Source organism: Myxococcales bacterium (genome assembly GCA_016720545.1).
GTDB lineage: Bacteria > Myxococcota_A > Polyangia > Polyangiales > Polyangiaceae > JAAFHV01.
The window spans coordinates 179,937-197,746 of record JADKKK010000013.1; the positions used below are offsets into that span (position 1 = coordinate 179,937).

Consider the following 17,810-nt stretch of genomic DNA (forward strand, 5'->3'; position numbering starts at 1 on the left):
GACTACAGGCCCGCGAGGTAGTCGGCGATCGCGGGCAGCGGCAGCACCTTGTCGACCACGCCCGCCTTGATCGCGGCCGCGGGCATGCCGTTCACCACCGCGGTCTCGGCCGACTCGGCGATCACCGTGCCACCGGCGGCGCGGATGGCGCGGGCCCCCTCGACGCCGTCGTCGCCCATGCCGGTGAGGATGACCCCGACCGCGCGCTCCTTCGCGACGCGCGCGAGGCTCGCGAAGAGGCGGTCGGCGCTCGGCACGAAGCGGTCGTTCGCCCCCGGTGGAACGAGGGCGAGCCGCAGCTCCCGGCCGAGCTCGCCCTCGAGCTCGAGGCACTGGCGCCCGGGGCACACGTACGCCGTTCGCCGCGCGAGCACCTCGCTGCCTGCGGCCTCGGCGACGCGGAACGGGCCGCGCTTGTCGAGCCGCTCGGCGAACGTGCGAGTGAACTTGTCCGGCATGTGCTGCGCCACCAGCACCGCCGCCATCGACCCACGAGACAGCCTGGAGAAGATCTCGAGCAGCGCGCTCGGGCCGCCCGTGCTGGCGGCGACCCCGACGATGGTCCGCGGCGGCTCCGCGGCCACGGCGGGCGAAGCCGGGAGACGGCTGATGGAGCCCGAAGACGCCGGTGGCACGCTGCGTTTCCGTGCACCCTGCATGGATCGAACGAGGAGCACCTTCTGCAGCACCTGCTCGCGCAGCGCGTGCGCGTCCTCGCCGATGTTCTGCGTGGGCTTGGCGATGAAGTCGAGGGCGCCGAGCTCGAGCGCGCGAAACACGTTCTCGCGCTGCGAATAGCTCGACACCACGATGACCTGCGCCGGGAACTTCGCCATCACGATGCGGAGGAAGGTGAAGCCGTCCATCCTCGGCATCTCGAGGTCGAGGGTGAGCACGTCGGGCTTCAAGAGCCCCACCATGCGGAGCGCCTCTTCGCCGTCGGCCGCCTTGCCGACCACCTCCACCTCCGGCACGTGCTCGAAGATGTCGGCGATGATCCGCCGGTTGTAGGCGGAGTCGTCGACGACGAGCAGGCGGAGTGGGCGATCGAGGGTCAAGGCGTCATCCCGGGGCGATCCGTATGAGAGGCGAACGGAGGCGCTTTGTAAACACGCGGCGCGCTCGCGTCACTCCTTGCGCCCTGCGGGCGGGCTCGCCCTCGACGCGTCGCGCGCGACCGAGACGCTCCGCACGAGCTCGGCGAAGGGCTGCTCGTCGAGGACGAACGCCATGCCCCCCGGCCCCTCCGCGACCCCCGCGATCCCGCGCTCCGCGTCGCCCTGGCCGAGAAACGGAGCCTGCCGCACGCCGGAGGCCCCGAGCCCGAAGACCTCGGTCACGGCGTCGACCACGAGCGCGACGAGGCGCGTGCCGGCGTCCATGATGACCCACTTGGTCTTGCGCGTGGGGGCCACCAAAGGCAGGCCGAACTTGGCGCGCAGATCGACGACCGGGACGATCGCGCCGCGGTAGTCGGCCACCCCCACCACCGCGGGCGGCGCCTGCGGCAGCGCGACGACGGGCAGCGGGTTCGTCACCTCGCGCACGGCGCCGATCTCGAGGGCGTACGTGACGTCGCCCACGACGAACCCGACGAGGCTCTTGCGTGGATCGATGCGCTGCCTCATGGGCTCGTCTCCAGCACGGGCCGGAGGTCCAGAAGCATGCACCATGCATGCGTATTGCGGGCGATGCCCGCGACGTGCGCGGGCGGCTCCCCGCCCAGCACCTGCGGAGGCTCGATGTCGGACTCCTCGAAGCGCTGCACCCCGCGCACCTCGTCGACGAGGAGCCCGAGGGTCTCGTCGCCGCCGTCGACGAGGAGGATCCGGAGCCGCTTGTCGCGTCCGGGCTCGGCGAGCCCGAACCGACGCCGCAGGTCGAACACCGTGACGAGGCGGCCGCGCACGCTGGCGAGGCCAGCGATCCCCTTCGGCGCGCGCGGCACCTCCGTGATCGGCAGCGGCTTCAGGATCTCGGTGATGACGCCGATGGGGAGCGCGTACGGATCCCCGCCAAGGGAGAACACGAGGTAGTCCCCGCCGCGCGACTCTCCGCGGACCGAGAGCCCCTCGCGGGCCTCCGCGTAGCCGCGTGGACCGAGATCGCGGCTCACGGGCGGGCCTCCGGAAGGAGGCGTGCCTCGCCGGTGGTGACGACCTCGTCGAGCAGCGCGCCCACGTCGATCACGAGGCCGACCCGCTGGTCACCGAGCTCGGTCGCGCCGGCGAAGCCGCGCACGCCCCGCAGCGAGCGGCCGAGCGCCTTGATGACGATGTCCTGCTGACCGAGGAGCTTGTCGACCACGAACCCCACGCGCTTCGAGCCCACGGAGACGATGACGACGTAGCGCCGCTCCGAGGCGGACCTGCCGAGCTCGCCGGCCTCCGGCTCGTCGATGCCGAAGAGCCTCGCGAGGCGCACCAGCGGCAGGGTCGCGCCGCGCTGGCTCATCACCTCGCGCCCCTCCACGAAGCGCACCTCGCGCGGCTCGAGGAAGATGGCCTCCTCCATGTTCGCGAGGGGCATGCAGAACGTGCGCCCGCCCGCCTCGAGCACGAGCACCGAGATGATGGCGAGCGTGATCGGCAGCGTGATGGTCATCTTCGTGCCGATGCCGAGGTCGCTCGCCACGTCGACGACGCCCCCGAGGCGCGAGATGTTCGTCTTGACCACGTCCATGCCCACGCCGCGGCCCGACAGCAGCGTGGCCTCCGCGCGGGTCGTGAACCCGGCCGCGAACACGAACGACAGCACCTCCTTCTCGCCGAGCTGGGCGGCGTCGTCGGGCGTGGTGAAGCCGAGGCGGAGCGCGGCGGCGAGCACGGCGGCGGGGTCGATCCCGCGGCCATCGTCCTCCACCTCGATCACCACCTGATTGCCCTTCTGGAAGGCGTTCAGGGCGATCGTGCCGACGGCAGGTTTCCCCACCGCCATGCGCCCATTCCGCGACTCGATGCCGTGATCGATCGCGTTGCGGATCATGTGCATGAGCGGGTCGGAGAGCTCCTCGACGATGAGCTTGTCGATCTCGGTCTCGGCGCCGGTGACGACCAGGTTCGTGGGCTTGTCGACCTCGCGCGAGATCTGACGCACGGCGCGCGCGAGCTTCTCGAACACCTGCCCGAGCGGCACCATGCGCACCTCGAGGATGCCGTCCTGCATCTGGGTGAGGTGGCGGTCGAACGCGCGATGGAGTCGCTGCACCTCCGCGTTGATCTCGCGCAGCCCGGGCGTGCTCCTCGTGCGCTCCGCGAGGCGCGCCACCTGACCGCGCACGATGGCGAGCTCGCCCACGATGTTCATCAGGTGGTCGAGGCGGCGGATGTCCACGCGCACCGTCTGGCTCACCGACCTCAAGGCCACGTCGCGACCGGCGAGCGGCGCGTCGGCGGCCGAGAGCTCGTCGTGCTCGGGCGACGCGACCTCGGGGTCCCTCGCGGGCGCCTCCGGCAGCGCGCGCCCCGCGGCGGCGCGCTCGGGGGGCGGAGCGCGCTTCTTCAGCTCCTCCACCACCACGTTCGAAGCGGTGAACGCGCGCGCGAGGGCCTCCGGCTCGGACTTGCTCGCGATCAGGATCTCGAGCTCGACGGCGTCGGGATCTCCGCCGTCCCCCGTGGGGAGGTAGGTGATGATCTCGCCGTGCGGGCGCGCGCGATCCTTCAGCTCTTCGAGCGCGGTGTCGATCGTCGCGAGCGGGAAGCTCACCTGGATGCGGCAGAGCCGGGTGCCGCTCTGGAGGCTCACGCGGAGCCTGTGCTCCTCGTACTCAGTGAGCACCCCCAGCACCCCCGGGTCGATCTCGTATTGCGAGCCGGCCGCCGGCGAGGGCGAGGGGCCTGGATCGCCCACCTGCGCGAGCGCCGAGAGCAGATCGCGCACCTCGTCGTCGGGCTCCGGCCCCTCGCCGCGCGCGGCGAGGAGGATGCGCCCGTAGAGCTCGACCGCGCGGAAGAGCACGTCCATCACCGAAGGTGTGAGCTCGGCGCGGCCGAGGCGCAGATCGTCGAGCAGCTCCTCGAGCTCGTGGGAGAGGCCGCTCATGATCGCCACGCCGAAGAGCCCCGAGAGGCCCTTCATGGTGTGCACTGCGCGAAACAGGTCGTTCACGAGCTCGGCGTCGGTCTCGCCGCGGCGCACGAGGTCCTCGAGGCGCAGGAGATCGCCGCTCAGCGCGTCGATGATCTCCTGGGCCTCGGAGAAGAAGTCCTCGCGCGCTTTGTCGCCCAGCTCTGGCACGTCAGCGCTCGCGGCGCGCGCCGCGGCCTACGGCGGGCGCGGGGAACGCGGAAAACGCGGGGAACGCGGGGGACTCGAGGGCCACGTCGACAGTGTATTCAGCCCGCGCGCCCGGGCCAACAGCCCGGCGACGCCGCGCGAGACCGGCGGGCCGGCGACGCCACGCCCAAGAGCCGGTTCCGAGGCGGGCCCGGACCGAGTAGCGTGGAGCCGTGCTCCAAGCCCCGCAGACGGCCGCGCTCCTCCTCATCGGCGACGAGATCCTCTCGGGCAAGGTCGAAGAGGCGAACCTCGTGGTGCTCGCGCGAACGCTCCGCGCCCTCGGCATCGCCCTCCGCAGGGTGGTGACGATCGGCGACGACGTCGACGTCATCGCGCGCGAGGTCGCCGAGCTCTCGCGCACCCACGACCACCTCATCACGTCCGGCGGCGTGGGCCCCACCCACGACGACGTCACGGTCCCGGGCGTCGCGCAGGCGTTCGGCGTGCCCGTCGAGCTCGATCCCGGGCTCATCGCGATGCTCCGCGATCACTACAAGGAGCGCTGCACGGAGGGGCACCTGCTCATGGCGCGCGTCCCCGCCGGCGCCACCCTCGAGACCACGGAGAGCGTGCGCTGGCCCACCATCCGCTTCGGCAACACGTGGCTCTTCCCCGGCATCCCGGAGGTATTTCGCCTGAAGCTCCCGGTCCTCGCCGCCAGACTGGCGGGCGGGCGGCCCTGGGTTTCGCATGCGGTCTACACACAAATGGACGAGGGCGATCTCAAGCCGCTGCTCGACCCGATCGTCGCGCAACACCCCGAGGTGAGCGTCGGCTCGTACCCGAAGTGGTCGGACCCCAGCTACCGCACGAAGCTCACGTTCGACGGGCGGGATCCCGAGGCCGTGAGCGCGGCGGTGGCAGCCTTCGTGGCGCTCCTCCCCACCGGCGAACCGCAGCGCACCGAGCCGTAGCGCGGGGTCTTGGATCGGTGGCGCGCGTCAGTTGCCGCAGCCGAGGCCGGTGTCGATGATGTCGACGCCCGTGACGAGCATGACCATGCCCGAGCCGTCGCCGTTCATGAGCTTGAGCTCGTGGACGCCGCTGGGGTTGCCCGACCGGTCGAGCCACAGCGACGCGACCTTCCCGTTCGGGAGCAGGCAAGGGGTGTTGTCGTTGCCGTAGGTGCCGTTCACCCGCGTGGGCGCGCCGGTGCCACGGATGCGCCACACCTGCTCGCGCGTCCACTCGCCCTCGAAGACGATGCTGCCGTCGCGATCGTACGAGGGGCTATGGGTGTTTCGACCCCCGCCAGGGCCACCCTCGGGCCCTATCACTTTGCGGAAGCCTGTCGCGCCCGCGTCGAGGTTCACCTCGCAGATGCTCGTGCCGCTCGATCCGTACGGATCGCTGCCGCAGTCGAAGACCACCTTCAGGCCGTCAGGCGAGATCTGCGGCTTGAAGTTGTTCGCGAAGGTCGACGCCGCCGTGAGGAGCGTCGAGGCCGACCAGGCGCCGCCCGCCTTGCGCGTGACGTAGAGGTCGGTGTTGTGGGTGCCGCGCCCGCCGTGCACGATGATCGTGCCGCCCCCGGCGACCGCAGGGGTGACGCCGCGCATGTCGCGGACCGCCGCGCCGCCGGGGAGCACCTTCTCGCCCGAGCTCAGCGTGGGTGAGAAGATCGCGAGGCACGGCGTGGAGCAGCCGAAGCGCGTCGTCTCGCTGACGAACGAGCCATCGGCCCCCATGTTCATGCGCGAGTCACTCCCCGGCGACACGGTCGCGAGCTTCGAGCCCACGTCAAACGGCGCGGCGCCGGCGCGCGCCTCGATGAGCTTGTACCCCGCGTAGCGGTAGAGGATTCGCCCCGTGCCGCTCACCGGAGGCACCTGGGCGTCGCCAGGCGGCTTCGGGCCACCGTCCACCGCGGCGGCGTCGTCGGCAGGCACGACGACCCCGCCATCTTCGGCGGGCTGCGTCACCACCGCGCCGTCGTCGGTGACCACGGCGCCGTCTTCGAGAGTGCGCGTGACGGGCGGCGGCGAGCCAGGCTCGTCGGACGAGCACGCGACGAAGAGTGGAACCGCGACGCCGCACATCGCGGCGACGAGCGCACCCCGCGTCCGTGGCCCGCGGAACCGAGAGAGCTGCAGCGACGTCAAGCGAGCCTCCTACTCACGCGCGGAGGCGCGTGCTCGCGTTTCTTCCTACACCACCGCGCCGAGCAACCCGGTCACAAACGGAACCGCGCCCCCGCGCGGGATCAGAACTTGATGCCGTTCTCGGCCCGGTGTTTCCACCATTGATAGCCAAAATAAAGCGCGGGGACCGCGGCCACCGCGCCGACCACCGGCGCCACCAGAATTCCCGCGGCGACCGCGCCCGCCGTGGCAGCGCCCGCGACGATGCCCTTGCGTTGCCCCTCGGCCATGACCTCCGACCGCGTCTTGCTCATGACAGCCTCATGCCAGAGAGCGTATCCAGCGGGCGTGCGCCGTCAATGGGGGCGGGGTCCGCCTGGTCGTGGCCAAAGCCGCCGGCCAGCGCCAGGGGCAATCCAGGCCCCCCGGGCGCACCACACCGAGGTAGACTCGGGGCGCGGCCGTGCCGCGCGGAGGTCACCATGCGCAGCCCCAGGTTGGTCGGTGCGAGCATCGTCGGTGTGAGCGTGTCGATGGGCGCGATCGCTCTGGTCGCGGGCGCGCTCGTGGCCGCGTGCGGCTCCGACCCCGCGCCCTCGGGGTTCGATCCCGCCGATCCGTCGGCGCCCACGGCCGAGGGGGGGCCCGCTCGCCCGCCCCTCTTCGGCGACTCGGGACCCGCAGGCGACGCGGCCCAGCGCCCGTGCACGGGGCTCTGTCTCCAGCAGGTGACGTGCGAGGGCGGCAAGACCACGTCGGTCACGGGCAAGGTCTACGATCCGGCGGGCAAGGTACCGCTCTACAACATCCTCGTGTTCGTCCCGAACGCGCCGCTCGCGCCCATCAAGTCGGGCGCGTCGTGCGATCGCTGCGGCGACGTCTCGGGTTCGCCGCTGGTGTCCGCCATCACCGACGCCGCCGGCGGCTTTCAGCTCACGAACGTGCCGGTGGGCAAGGACATCCCGCTCGTCATCCAGGTCGGCAAGTGGCGCCGCCAGCTGGTGCTCCCCGAGGTGAAGCGCTGCGAAGACCTGCCCGCCACCGATCCCCAGACGTTCCGACTGCCAAAGAGCAAGGCCGAGGGTGATCTGCCGCAAATGGCCATCGCCTCCGGCAGCGCCGATCCGTTCGAGTGCCTGCTCACCAAGATGGGTATCGCGCCAGCCGAGTTCACGAGCGCCATCGGCAACGGGAAGGTGCACTTCTACCGCTCGAACGGCGTCGACATGAGCCCGCCCACGGCCGGCGGAAACACACTCTGGAACGACCTGGCGACGCTGAAGAAGTACGACATCGTGATGCTCCCGTGCGAGGGCAGCGCGCAGGCCAAGCCCGGCCCAGACACGAACCTGCTCAACTACACGAACGCAGGGGGCCGCGTGTTCACGACCCACTACGGATACTCGTGGCTCCACCTCGGCAACAAGCCGTTCGAGTCGACCGGCACGTGGAACCCCGAGCGGGCGTCCGGCGGCGCGGCCTCGCGCGACTTCACGCTCGACACCTCGTTCCCCAAGGGCGCCGCCTTCGCCGACTGGCTCCAGAACGTCGGCGCGACCACCACGAAGGGCACGCTGGGCGTGGCCGAGTGGCGGCACGACCTGGACGCCGAACGCTCGCCCCCGTCGCAGCGCTGGATCCACGGGCCGTCCACCGCCGGCCCGTCGGTGCAGCACATGACCTTCAACACGCCCCTCTCGGCCGCCGACGACCAGAAGTGCGGACGTGTAGTCTACAGCAATTTCCACGTCTCCGCGAACGCCAAGACCACGTCGCAGACCTTCCCGGCCTCATGCAAGACAGGCGATCTGTCGGCCCAGGAGAAGGCGCTCGAGTTCATGTTCTTCGACCTCTCGTCGTGCATCCAGAACGACAAGGACCCGCCGAAGCCGCCGCCGGTCATCAAGTAGCGAGATCAACTGTCGGGGCGGCCCGCCGTGCGCGGCCGGGCGACCTGCGCTACGTTGAGCGCGCGTTTCGATACGCATCTTGACCTCCCGTCCGCGCCAGGTGCCCCCCTTGATTCGACCCCGGCTGCTCGTGTCCGTGCCTCCGCTCGTCGCGCTCGTCGCGCTCGTCTCGCTCGTCGCGCTCGTCTCGCTCGTCGCTTGCGGCGACGAGTCCCCCGATCCCGTCCCGGGCGGCCCCACCGATCTCCAGCCCGACGGCGCGCCCGTCGACCCGCTCGACCCCGACGGCGGCGCGCTCTCCGACGGCGCCGTGCCCCCTGCGGACGCCCGCGTCGAGGACGCGCGCGTGCCGCCCGGCTCGTGCGGCACGCCGAGCCCCAAGACGGGCTTCCAGGCGAGCGTCTCGGTGCGGGTGGGCAGCGCCACGCGCACCTACGCGCTCTCGGTCCCCGAGGGCTACGACGGCACGCGGCTCTACCCGCTCGTCGTGGGCTTCCACGGCGACGGCGGAAACGGCGCCGGATACCGCACCTCGTTCGCGATCGAGTCGCAGCCAGGCGCGTCCGAGGGCGCCATCTTCGCGTGGCCCAACGGCACGAACAACCACAACGGCCACTCGTTCGACCAAGACCACAGCCCGCCCACGCCGAACGTGGACGTCGCCTTCTTCGACGCCATGACGGCGGCCATCAAGACCACGTATTGCGTCGACTCGAAGCGCGTGTACGCCCACGGCATGAGCGGCGGCGCCTACTTCGTGAACCAGCTCGGTCGCTGGCGCGGCGACGTGCTCCGGGGCATCGCGCCGCAGTCGGGCGGCGGCCCCTTCGGCAACGGCGCAGGCGACTTCGATCCGCAGACGGGCAACCTCAAGCTCGGCGTCCCCGTGGCGGCGTTCATCGTGCATGGCGCGAGCGACACCGCCGTGCGCCTCACCGAGGGCCAGAAGAGCCTCGCCTATTGGCGCCTCGCGAACAAGTCCGGCGCCGGTCAGACCGCCACCGCGCCGAGCCCCTGCCAGCGCCAGAACGGCGGCACGAAGCCCGTCGTGTTCTGCACGATCGCCAACATGGGGCACACCATCTGGACCGGCGCGCCCGCCGCGATTTGGCAGTTCTTCAAGGAGAACTGACCCGCCCGCGCGCCTTCGCTATGCTCGGCGAATGACCGCCGCGACCGCTGAGTTCTCTCGTCGTCACGTGGTCGCGCTCGGCCGCGAGGTGGGGCGCCTCGGGCTCGCCACGAACTTCGGGCTGCCGGAGCGCGCGGTGCGGCTCGCCCTCGATCGGGGCGTCGACTACTTCTTCTGGACCACCTTCCGGAGCGGCCCCTCCACGCGCGCGCTTCGCGAGACCTTCCCGAGCGGCCGCGAGCGGGTGGTGCTCGCCGCGGGCACCACGGTGGGCTGGTTCGCCGGCACGCTGCGAGGCACGGTCGAGCGCACGCTGCGCACCCTCGGCACCGAGTACCTCGACGTGTTCCAGTTGAACTGGCTGGGCGTCGCGTCGAGCTACAGCGAGGCGCACCTCGCGGAGCTCGCGAAGCTGCGCGACGAAGGCAAGATCCGCAAAGTGGGTATCTCCATCCACGACCGCGTCCGCGCGGGGCGCCTCGCCGAGAAGTCCCCGCTCGACCTCTTCATGATTCGCTACAACGCTGCTCACCCGGGCGCCGAGCGCGACATCTTCCCCCATTTGGAGCGGCGAAAGCCCGCGGTCGTGGCCTATACGGCGACGGCTTGGCGGCGGCTCCTCCGCAAGCCGAGCGGCTGGGAAGGCCAGCCGGCGACCGCAGGCGACTGCTACCGATTTTGCCTGTCGAGCCCTCACGTCGACGTGGTGCTCTCGGGCCCAAAGACCGAAGAGGAGCTCGTGGCGAACCTCGACGCGGTCGCCCGCGGCCCGCTGACTCCCGAGGAAGACACCCGGCTCCGCGCCTTCGGCCGCGCGGTGCACGGGTAGTTGAGAGGCACACATGGGTACTTTGCGAATGAGGAGAGCGTGGAGCGCGATGATTCCAGCGCTGTTCGTCTCGACGGCGTGTTCGACGTTCGGTTCAAGCTCCGCGGATGGCGCAGCCCCGGAGCCGGTGGACGCGGGCGTCATGCCTGACGGCGAGGTCCCCGACGTGGACACGGGCCGTGACGCGGCGGTGCTCGACGCGCCCGTCGACGCGGTCGCGGGGCCGAAGCGGGTGTTCGTGACCACCAAGCCTTACCCTGCCGACCTCGGGTTCGATGGCTTCGACAAGGCGTGTCAGGTCGAGGCGACCGACCTCGGCGCGAGCACCAAGTGGATGGCGTACGTCTCGGGCGACGATCCGGCCCGCGCCGCGCTCGCGCGCCTCCGTCAGATGGCGCCCTCGGGGGGCCCTTGGTACACGGTCGCCGACCTGCCGGAACCGGTGGCGACCCTCACCGACCTCGCGTCGGGGGTCATTCGCAACCCGATTCGGCGCACGGCGACGAGGGCGCTGCTCGACGTCAATGTGTGGACGGGGGCGCCCGGGACGCCCGGCGCGGTGTGCACGAACTGGACGACGAAGAGCGGCACCGGCACCGTCGGCAGCTCGGCGCACGACGATAGCCGCTGGGCGATGGATGTTATTTCGGTGAGGTCGTGCTCGAGCTCCCAGCATCTCTATTGCTTCGAGCTGTAGACCTCGAGGCGCTGCGGCGGGGCTAGTCCCCTGGAGTCGTGGTTCGTATCAGAAGTCGGGTCTTCGGTGTCATGCCGAGGAGCGATGGGGTGTCCCGTTTTCGGCGGCGGCGGGCCCGTCCTCAACTCGGACGTCGTTCCGCGCGGTGGAGGCGGCGCTTTGCGCTCAGGGGACAGTGGTTTCGGGTGTGACCGCGCGAGAACGCCGACCCTCGAACATGAGTATCCTCCCACCGCCGCCGAAAACGGGACACCCCCTCGCTCCCTTGTGGCGAAAGGCCGAACCCGCGCGACTTCTGGAAGGGATCACGCTTCCAGGGGACTAGTCCCCTGGGGTCGTGGTTCGTATCAGAAGTCCGGTCTTCGGTGTCATGCCGAGGAGCGATGGGGTGCCCCGTTTTCGGCGGCGGCGGGCCCGTCCTCAACTCGGACGTCGTTCCGCGCGGTGGAGGCGGCGCTTTGCGCTCAGGGGACAGTGGTTTCGGGTGTGACCGCGCGAGAACGCCGACCCTCGAACATGAGTATCCTCCCACCGCCGCCGAAAACGGGACACCCCCTCGCTCCCTTGTGGCGAAAGGCCGAGCCGGGCGACTTCTGGAAGGGATCACGCTTCCAGGAGACTAGCTAGAGCGCCGAACCGCTTGATTCGGTCGGCTTTTCGCTGATTTACGTCGCCGTACTTCGTTGCTCCTCCTCGCCTCTAGAAGGCCCGGGGACGTACGGCCTCTCAGGTCTCGCGGGGCCCCCTCATCGCGCGCCCTCCGCCGCGCCCTCGGCGGCCACCGGCTCGCCGAGCGCCCTCGCGAGGCCCGCGCGCAGGCCCTCTCGCAGCGACGGGCTCCCCTTCTTCACCGCCTCCGCGAAGGCCTGGCCGAGCGGCGTCGCCTCGACCGCAGCGACGTCGTCGCGCTTGTCCTTGAAGGCCTCGAGGATACGTCCCAGGAGCTCCGGCCCTTTGTCTCGCAGCGCGCCCCACGCCGCGCTGACCGCGCCGTTCGTGGGGCGGGTGTCGACAGTGGCGAGCACCTGGGCGACCGCCTCGCCCAAGCGCGCCGCGCCGTGCTTCATGTACCAGCCCTCGGCAAACCCGATATCGAGCAGCACCGAGTGGACGTAGGCCTTGCCCACCAAGTCCGTGACTTCCTTCGCGTCGAGCACCACGAAAATGGCCCGAAACAAGAGGCGAAAGGGGAACAGCAGGAGGCCCTTCGCCGCGCTCTTCAAGAAGTCGAGCAGCCCCTCGTCGGGCTCGCTCGCCAAGAGGCGCACCTCGTCGTCGGGCACGACCAGGCTGTGGGTGCCTGCCACCGTGGTCACCATCGTGCGCGCGAGCTTCCGCGACAGAATGCCATCGAGGAACGGCACGGGCACGAACCCGGTGAGCGCCTGCAACACCGCGAACGTCCCGAGCAGGGCGTCGGGCGTCGTGGCGCGCGTGGCGGGCTCCGCAGCGGGCGGGGGTGACGGCGGCGTGACGGGCGGGGGCGTGCTCACCCGCGGCAGTCTATCGGCCCGGCGGCCGGCGCGGAAGCGACGCGACTCGCGGTGCGTGCTACCGGAAGTCATGCCCACGACGCCGACCGTTCGCGATCTCACCTTGGCCATGGAGTCGCTCGCCCCCACACGTCTCGCCGCCGACTGGGACAACGTCGGCCTGCTCGTGGGCGATCCCGCGCGGCCGCTCACGCGGGCGCTGCTCTGCGTCGACCTCACGCGCGCGGTGTGGGAGGAGGCGATCGCCGCGGGGGCCGACGCGATCGTGGCCTATCACCCGCCGCTCTTTCGCGCGCAGAAGCGCTTCGTCGCGGGCGATCTCGCGTACGAGGCCGCGGCCCGGGGCGTCGCGCTCTACTCGCCGCACACCGCGCTCGACGCGGCCGCCGGCGGCACGAACGATCTGCTCGCCGAGGCGCTCGGGCTCCTCGAGTCGCGCCCGCTCGGCGCGGCGATCACGAAGGACCACGAGCACAAGCTCGTGACCTTCGTCCCAGAGGAGGCGATCGAGCGAGTCGCGGCGGCGCTCGCGTTCGAGGGCGCGGGCGTGATCGGTGACTACACGTCGTGCTCGTTCCGCTCGCCCGGCACCGGCACGTTCCGGGGCAGCGCGAGCGCGAACCCCGTCGTCGGGCAGCGCGAGAGGCTGGAGCACGCCCCGGAGGTGCGCCTCGAGGTGGTCGTGCCCATCGCCAAGACCGCGGCCGTCGTGCGCGCGCTGCGGGCGTCCCACCCGTACGAGACCCCCGCGTACGATCTCGTGCGGCTCGCGCCCGCCCCCGACGGCCCGGGCTACGGCCGCGTGGGCCGCGTGGAGGAGCAGCCCGCGCGCGCGCTCGTGGCTCGCGCCAAGGCCGCGCTCGGCCTCGAGCGAGTCCTGGTGGCGGGGGATCTGTCGCAAATCGTGCGCTGCGCGGCGGTGGGCGCGGGAGCCTCGGGCGAGCTCCTGCCGCAGGTCGTCGCGGAGGGTGCCACGTTCTTCTTGCTGGGCGAGCTCCGCCACCACGACGCGCTCGCCGCGAAGAAGGCGGGGGTCGCTATTGCATGCACTCTACACTCAAACAGCGAGCGCGCGGCGCTGGGGCGGCTCGCCGAGCTGCTCGCCGTCGCGCTCCCCGGCGTAGCGTTCATGTGCAGCGCGGTCGATCGCGATCCGTTCGACTACGCGTGACGCGCCGCGGTCGCGGATCAGCGGGGGCGGAGGAGGAGCACGGCGAGCAGGACCACCGCGAGGCTGGAGATCGCGATGGCGACGAACAAAAGCGCACGGGTCGACACGAGACCGGGCGCTTGCGCGGCGGCGGGTGGGGGCGGTCCGAGCGCTCCGCGGGGCAGCTCCACCGTGACGCTCTCGCGCCTCCGGCGGGGCGGCACCTGGGCGCCGGGCGCCGCGTACAGCCCGCCGGGCTGCACGTAGGGGGCTCCCGGCTGCGTGGGTGGCAGGAAGCCAGCGTCTCCGGGCGCGTACGGCGCGTACGGCGTCGGCGCCGGGCCGGGAGGCGGGGCGCGGTATCCTTGTGGCGCCTGCGGCGGATAGGCGGCCGGGGGCATATGCGGTGTCAGCGCGTCGTCGTCGGCGCTGTCGAGGTCCACGTCGACCGAGAGCGACGGCTCCACCACGGCGGCCCCTTCCACGATGACCTTCTCGTCTTCCTCGCGGTAGCCACGCAGGCGCTGCGGCGGGGGCCTCGGCGCCGCGACGGCGCGGTCCTCGGGGGCGGTGGGGCGCGCCCCGCGCTGCGGCGCGGCCTTGGCGGGCGCCGCGGGCGCCGCGGGCTTGCCAGCGGCGGCAGCCTGGGCCGCCATACGGGCCTCCATGTGCGCCACGGCGGCCCGCTGCGCAGCGGCCATGACCTCGGCGGACACCGGCACGGTGGGGTCGTCGGAGGGTTCGGGATCCTCCCCCACGCTCGGCGTGCCCGCGCGCGGGCCGAGGTCGCTCATGCAGAGAGGGTGCAGGGTTTTCCCGCTCCTGAGAAGGGGGAAGTCGTCAGGGCGTGAACGTGGCGCGGATCGCCCCGTGGTCGGAGCCGCCCCACCCGGCCTGCTCCCCGCGAAACACCTGAAACGTACCGGGCACGAGCCGACCTACCGCCTGCCGAGCGAGGAACAGGTGATCGAGCGCGACCCACACGCCGCCGTATCGCACAGTGCCGATCTCCGCCTGCGCGAGCCCCTCCGACACCCGCACGAGCTCACCGCCCGCGGCGAGCGCCTCCAGGGCGGGGGACCCGGGCACGTCGTTCAGATCGCCCCCCAGCACGACCGTCGCCGTCGGGAACGTCTGCGCGACCGACACCGTGATCGCGCGGGCCGCGCGGGCCTCGGCGAGGCGCCGCTCGGGGTCGTCATTCACCTTCGAGCGGAAGTGCGCGACGAGCACGATGAGCTCGCTGAACGGGCTCGGGGGCTGCAAGTGCACCTCGAGGAGATCGCGCGAGAACGTGGTCGTGCGCCCGTCGGGCAGGGTGAGCGGCGTCGCGTAGTGGCTGCGCACCTTGGTGATCGGGTAGGCCGAGAGCACCGCCACGTCGACCGAGGCGGCGCCGCCGGTCTCGCCGAGCACGGCGGACGGCAGCTCGGGCACGGCCTCGGTGAGCGCGCGGAGCGAGGCCTGCGACTCGACCTCTTGGAGGAGCACCACGCCCGCGCGGAGGGCCCGGATCGCCGCGCCGAGCTCGGCGGCCTTCGCGGCGAGCGCGGCCGGGCTCGGCTCCTCCTCGTAAGCCCCAGGCCCGCAGTCGCCGGTGTCGCAGACGGTGTCGAAGAGGCGGTGCACGTTGAACGACGCGACCTCGATCGTCGGGCCGCGTGGGGGCTCGGGGCGAGTGTCGGGGCGGACGTCCGGCCCCGCGTCCGCGAGCGGCGGCAGTGGAGGTGCCTCGACCGGGCCGCTGTCGTCGCGACACGCCCCGAGCACGCACGGGCCAAGAGCGCCGAGCGTGAGCGCGGCGAGCCCCGCGCGCCACGCGGACGCGCCGAACCGAGCGCGCGCGTGGCTCAGTGGCAGCCCTGCGCCTTCGCCGCGGTCGTGAAGGACGCCGTGCCCCCGGCGGCCGAGCAGGAGCCGCACGTGTAGTACGTGCCGGTGGCCCCGCAAGCCACCGTGGAGTGGAAGGCCCCTTGCGAGGTGCTCTTGCACGACGGCGCACCGAAGAGCGAGAAGTTGATGCACCCGTGATACGCCTGCGAGCGCGCCGTCGAGCAGGCGGTCTTGAGTGCGCACACGCCGCGGTCGATCGCGCAATAGCCGCACGAGCCGCCTACGTAGGTCGAGCCCTCCTTCTCGACCGAGCCGCTGCAGTCGTAGTCGAACGAGCCGTTCGCGCGGGGGGTGGTGAAATACGCCGTCTGGCCCGGCTTCACGTTGGCGCTGTTGTCGTCGCAGTCGGTGTTGTCTTTCACGAACCCGGGCACCGGCGCGGGCCCCGCGATGCAGCCCGGCGCCGCGTTCCCGTTGAGCACCGTGCCGTCCTTGTCGCCGAAGCCGTCGTTGTCCTTGTCGCGGTACCAGAGAGTGCACGCGCCCCCGCTGGGGCAGGCAGGACACACACACTTGCCTACACTCCCGGGCGCGCTGCACGAGCCGCCGGTCACCGCGCAGGCGTCGTCGCAGCACACGTTGCCGACGCAGTAGCCGGAGGTGCACTGGGGGCCGGCCTGGCACACCGTGCCGTTGCCGAGGCGAGGCTTGCAGCCGGTGCCCGCGCAATAGTGGGTGGGGAGGCAGTCGCTCGGCGACGTGCACGTGGTCTTGCACGTGGGATCGCCAGGCGTACACGAGTAGGCGTCGCAGGCCTCGAGGCCGAGCAAGCAATGGCCCGCGCCGTCGCAGGCCGCGCGCCCCTCCTCCGTGGGGGAGTTGCAGAACGAGGTGCCGCAGCGCCTCTTCGAGGCCGGGAACGCGCACGCGCGCTTGCCGTCGCACTTCCCCGCGCACTTGGTGTCGTCCGTCGTGACGCCCGCCTCGGGGACGTTGATGGCCCCGGCGGCGTCGGCGCCGGCGTCGTCGTCGACCACGCCCGCGTCCACGGGGGGCAGCGGCGTGGTGGGGCAGTCGTTCGCGGGGTCCTCCCCGTCGGGGACGGGCTCGCACGTGCCCGCCTTGCCGGGGAGGTTGCACGCCTCGCACTTGCCGCTGCACGCGCTCGCGCAGCACACGCCGTCTACGCACTGGCTCGACTGGCAGTCGGTGGGCGCCGCGCACGCCTGGCCGTTCGGCTTGCTCCCGGGCGGCCCACCTTCGACGGGCGGGGTCGGCTTCGTCGCGGCGTCGGTCGAAGGCACCGGCTCGGAGCCCACGCACCCCACCACCGTGTGCCCACCCCAGGCCACGAGCGCGACCGATCCCCCCACCCAGACCCACTGTTTCGGCGACATGGCCGGCACTTTAGCACCTCCCGCGCGCGGAGCCCGGCGCAGCGACGCGCGGCCTCGATTCCATGCTGTTTGCAGGCATCTTGAGCGGGACCTTCAGAGCCCGAACATCGCCAGCACCTCGCGGGAGGCCGCGGTGCGCTCTCCGCGGGCGTCGCGCTGGACGTGGGTGGCCTCGTCGCAGGTCGGCGCCAGCTCGTGGCCCGCCTGGGCCGCGAGGGAGAGCGTCCACACGGTGAACAGCGGGCCTGCGCCCTCGCGCGGCGCCACGTGGAGCGCCGCGAGCGCGTGGAGCCCCGCGTCGCGCGCGGCCCGGCGCGTGCGCTCGGGGGTGCGCCCGTCGGCGCACACGACGACCCGACCGTCGGGCGCGACGGCGTGCGCCGCGGCCACCAGGTACGCCTCGATGCCCCCGCGCAGCTCGATGCGCGCGGCGGCCCGCTGGGCATCGGGCGAGGGCGTGGCGGTCCCCGGAGGCAGGTAAGGCGGCGTCCCGGTGACGAGGTCGAAGCTCCTCGCCGGCAGCTCGGGCACGCGCGCACGCAAGTCGCCGTGCAGCGCTCGCACGCGTGACACGAGGCCGTTGCGCTCGACGTTCTGGGTGAGCAGCGCGTAGCTCTCGGCCTGCGCCTCCACCCCGACGAGCTCCGCTTCGGGCGCCGCCCAGGCCACCATGAGCAGCACCGAGCCGATGCCCGTGCCCAGGTCGAGCACGCGGAGCGGGCCCGTGCTCCCCGACGAGGACCGCGCGCACGGCCAGCCCGACGCGCCCTCGACGCGCCCGCGGGCGAGCGTGGCGGCGACCCACGCGGTCATGCGGTCGTCGACCGAGAACCGGTGGCCGCCCCGCCGCTGCAGGACGCGGAAGGTCGAGGTGAGCGCGTCGCACGTGAGCTCGGGTGACGCGGGCGCGGCGGTCGCGGCGTGGGGGCCCATCGCGTCCGTCTAGCCGGGTGCCTCACGCGACGCCACCCCGCGCAGCTCGACCGCGCGCGTCATTTTGCCTCCCC

Annotated in this window: 17 protein-coding genes; 6 read left to right on the forward strand and 11 right to left on the reverse strand. The window is 72.1% G+C overall.

The genetic code is table 11. The features are described from left to right. Nucleotides 1-2: 2 nt before the first annotated feature. The 4 genes from cheB to IPQ09_22345 form a co-directional block, all read right to left on the reverse strand. The gene (cheB, locus tag IPQ09_22330; protein ID MBL0196912.1) at nucleotides 3-1,058 is read right to left on the reverse strand and encodes a chemotaxis-specific protein-glutamate methyltransferase CheB; all 1,056 of its coding nucleotides are present in this window, start codon (nucleotides 1,056-1,058) and stop codon (nucleotides 3-5) included. Nucleotides 1,059-1,127: 69 nt separating this feature from the next. Beyond that, entirely contained in the window at nucleotides 1,128-1,628 is a 501-nt protein-coding gene (locus IPQ09_22335; protein ID MBL0196913.1) for a purine-binding chemotaxis protein CheW, read from the reverse strand. Further along, nucleotides 1,625-2,116, reverse strand: a complete 492-nt coding sequence (locus IPQ09_22340) for a purine-binding chemotaxis protein CheW (protein ID MBL0196914.1) — start codon at nucleotides 2,114-2,116, stop codon at nucleotides 1,625-1,627. The genes IPQ09_22335 and IPQ09_22340 overlap by 4 nt, the downstream gene beginning before the upstream one ends. Next, nucleotides 2,113-4,239: a chemotaxis protein CheA gene (locus tag IPQ09_22345; protein ID MBL0196915.1), complete on the reverse strand. Its 2,127-nt coding sequence runs from the start codon at nucleotides 4,237-4,239 to the stop codon at nucleotides 2,113-2,115. Before IPQ09_22345 ends, IPQ09_22340 begins: the two co-directional genes overlap by 4 nt. Before the next feature lie 212 nt (nucleotides 4,240-4,451). Between IPQ09_22345 and IPQ09_22350 the strand changes: the two genes are divergently transcribed. Next, nucleotides 4,452-5,195, forward strand: coding sequence for a competence/damage-inducible protein A (locus IPQ09_22350; GenBank protein MBL0196916.1), 744 nt, complete (start codon nucleotides 4,452-4,454; stop codon nucleotides 5,193-5,195). A 27-nt stretch (nucleotides 5,196-5,222) separates the two neighbouring features. On the opposite strand, the gene IPQ09_22355 is transcribed toward IPQ09_22350, so the two are convergent. Then, a complete protein-coding gene (locus IPQ09_22355) occupies nucleotides 5,223-6,383 on the reverse strand; it encodes a hypothetical protein (GenBank protein MBL0196917.1) in 1,161 nt (386 codons plus the stop codon). Nucleotides 6,384-6,484: 101 nt separating this feature from the next. Continuing rightward, nucleotides 6,485-6,676, reverse strand: a complete 192-nt coding sequence (locus tag IPQ09_22360; GenBank protein ID MBL0196918.1) for a hypothetical protein — start codon at nucleotides 6,674-6,676, stop codon at nucleotides 6,485-6,487. 168 nt (nucleotides 6,677-6,844) lie between these two features. Here IPQ09_22360 and IPQ09_22365 point away from each other — a divergent pair, with 168 nt between their 5' ends. From IPQ09_22365 to IPQ09_22380, 4 genes are all read left to right on the forward strand, one after another. Then, nucleotides 6,845-8,272, forward strand: a complete 1,428-nt coding sequence (locus IPQ09_22365; GenBank protein ID MBL0196919.1) for a carboxypeptidase regulatory-like domain-containing protein — start codon at nucleotides 6,845-6,847, stop codon at nucleotides 8,270-8,272. A 109-nt stretch (nucleotides 8,273-8,381) separates the two neighbouring features. Further along, on the forward strand, nucleotides 8,382-9,404 hold the full coding sequence (locus IPQ09_22370) for a hypothetical protein (protein MBL0196920.1): 1,023 nt from the start codon (nucleotides 8,382-8,384) through the stop codon (nucleotides 9,402-9,404). A 31-nt stretch (nucleotides 9,405-9,435) separates the two neighbouring features. Beyond that, nucleotides 9,436-10,233 (forward strand): aldo/keto reductase, encoded by a 798-nt coding sequence (locus IPQ09_22375; GenBank protein ID MBL0196921.1) that lies wholly within the window; start codon nucleotides 9,436-9,438, stop codon nucleotides 10,231-10,233. A gap of 49 nt (nucleotides 10,234-10,282) precedes the next feature. Beyond that, complete coding sequence (locus IPQ09_22380; protein MBL0196922.1) at nucleotides 10,283-10,930, forward strand: hypothetical protein; 648 nt, start codon at nucleotides 10,283-10,285, stop codon at nucleotides 10,928-10,930. A 746-nt stretch (nucleotides 10,931-11,676) separates the two neighbouring features. Here IPQ09_22380 and IPQ09_22385 read toward each other — a convergent pair. After that, nucleotides 11,677-12,423 (reverse strand): hypothetical protein, encoded by a 747-nt coding sequence (locus tag IPQ09_22385; GenBank protein MBL0196923.1) that lies wholly within the window; start codon nucleotides 12,421-12,423, stop codon nucleotides 11,677-11,679. 70 nt (nucleotides 12,424-12,493) lie between these two features. On the opposite strand from IPQ09_22385, the gene IPQ09_22390 reads away from it, so the two are divergent. After that, nucleotides 12,494-13,594: a Nif3-like dinuclear metal center hexameric protein gene (locus tag IPQ09_22390; GenBank protein MBL0196924.1), complete on the forward strand. Its 1,101-nt coding sequence runs from the start codon at nucleotides 12,494-12,496 to the stop codon at nucleotides 13,592-13,594. A gap of 17 nt (nucleotides 13,595-13,611) precedes the next feature. On the opposite strand, the gene IPQ09_22395 is transcribed toward IPQ09_22390, so the two are convergent. From IPQ09_22395 to IPQ09_22410, 4 genes are all read right to left on the reverse strand, one after another. Next, nucleotides 13,612-14,367 carry a hypothetical protein gene (locus IPQ09_22395; protein MBL0196925.1) on the reverse strand — a complete coding sequence of 252 codons (756 nt, stop codon included), beginning with the start codon at nucleotides 14,365-14,367 and terminating at the stop codon, nucleotides 13,612-13,614. Nucleotides 14,368-14,413: 46 nt separating this feature from the next. Next, nucleotides 14,414-15,496 carry an endonuclease/exonuclease/phosphatase family protein gene (locus tag IPQ09_22400; GenBank protein MBL0196926.1) on the reverse strand — a complete coding sequence of 361 codons (1,083 nt, stop codon included), beginning with the start codon at nucleotides 15,494-15,496 and terminating at the stop codon, nucleotides 14,414-14,416. Continuing rightward, nucleotides 15,424-16,803 (reverse strand): hypothetical protein, encoded by a 1,380-nt coding sequence (locus IPQ09_22405; GenBank protein ID MBL0196927.1) that lies wholly within the window; start codon nucleotides 16,801-16,803, stop codon nucleotides 15,424-15,426. The genes IPQ09_22400 and IPQ09_22405 overlap by 73 nt, the downstream gene beginning before the upstream one ends. A 93-nt stretch (nucleotides 16,804-16,896) precedes the next feature. Beyond that, nucleotides 16,897-17,736, reverse strand: a complete 840-nt coding sequence (locus IPQ09_22410) for a methyltransferase domain-containing protein (protein MBL0196928.1) — start codon at nucleotides 17,734-17,736, stop codon at nucleotides 16,897-16,899. Nucleotides 17,737-17,810 lie beyond the last annotated feature (74 nt).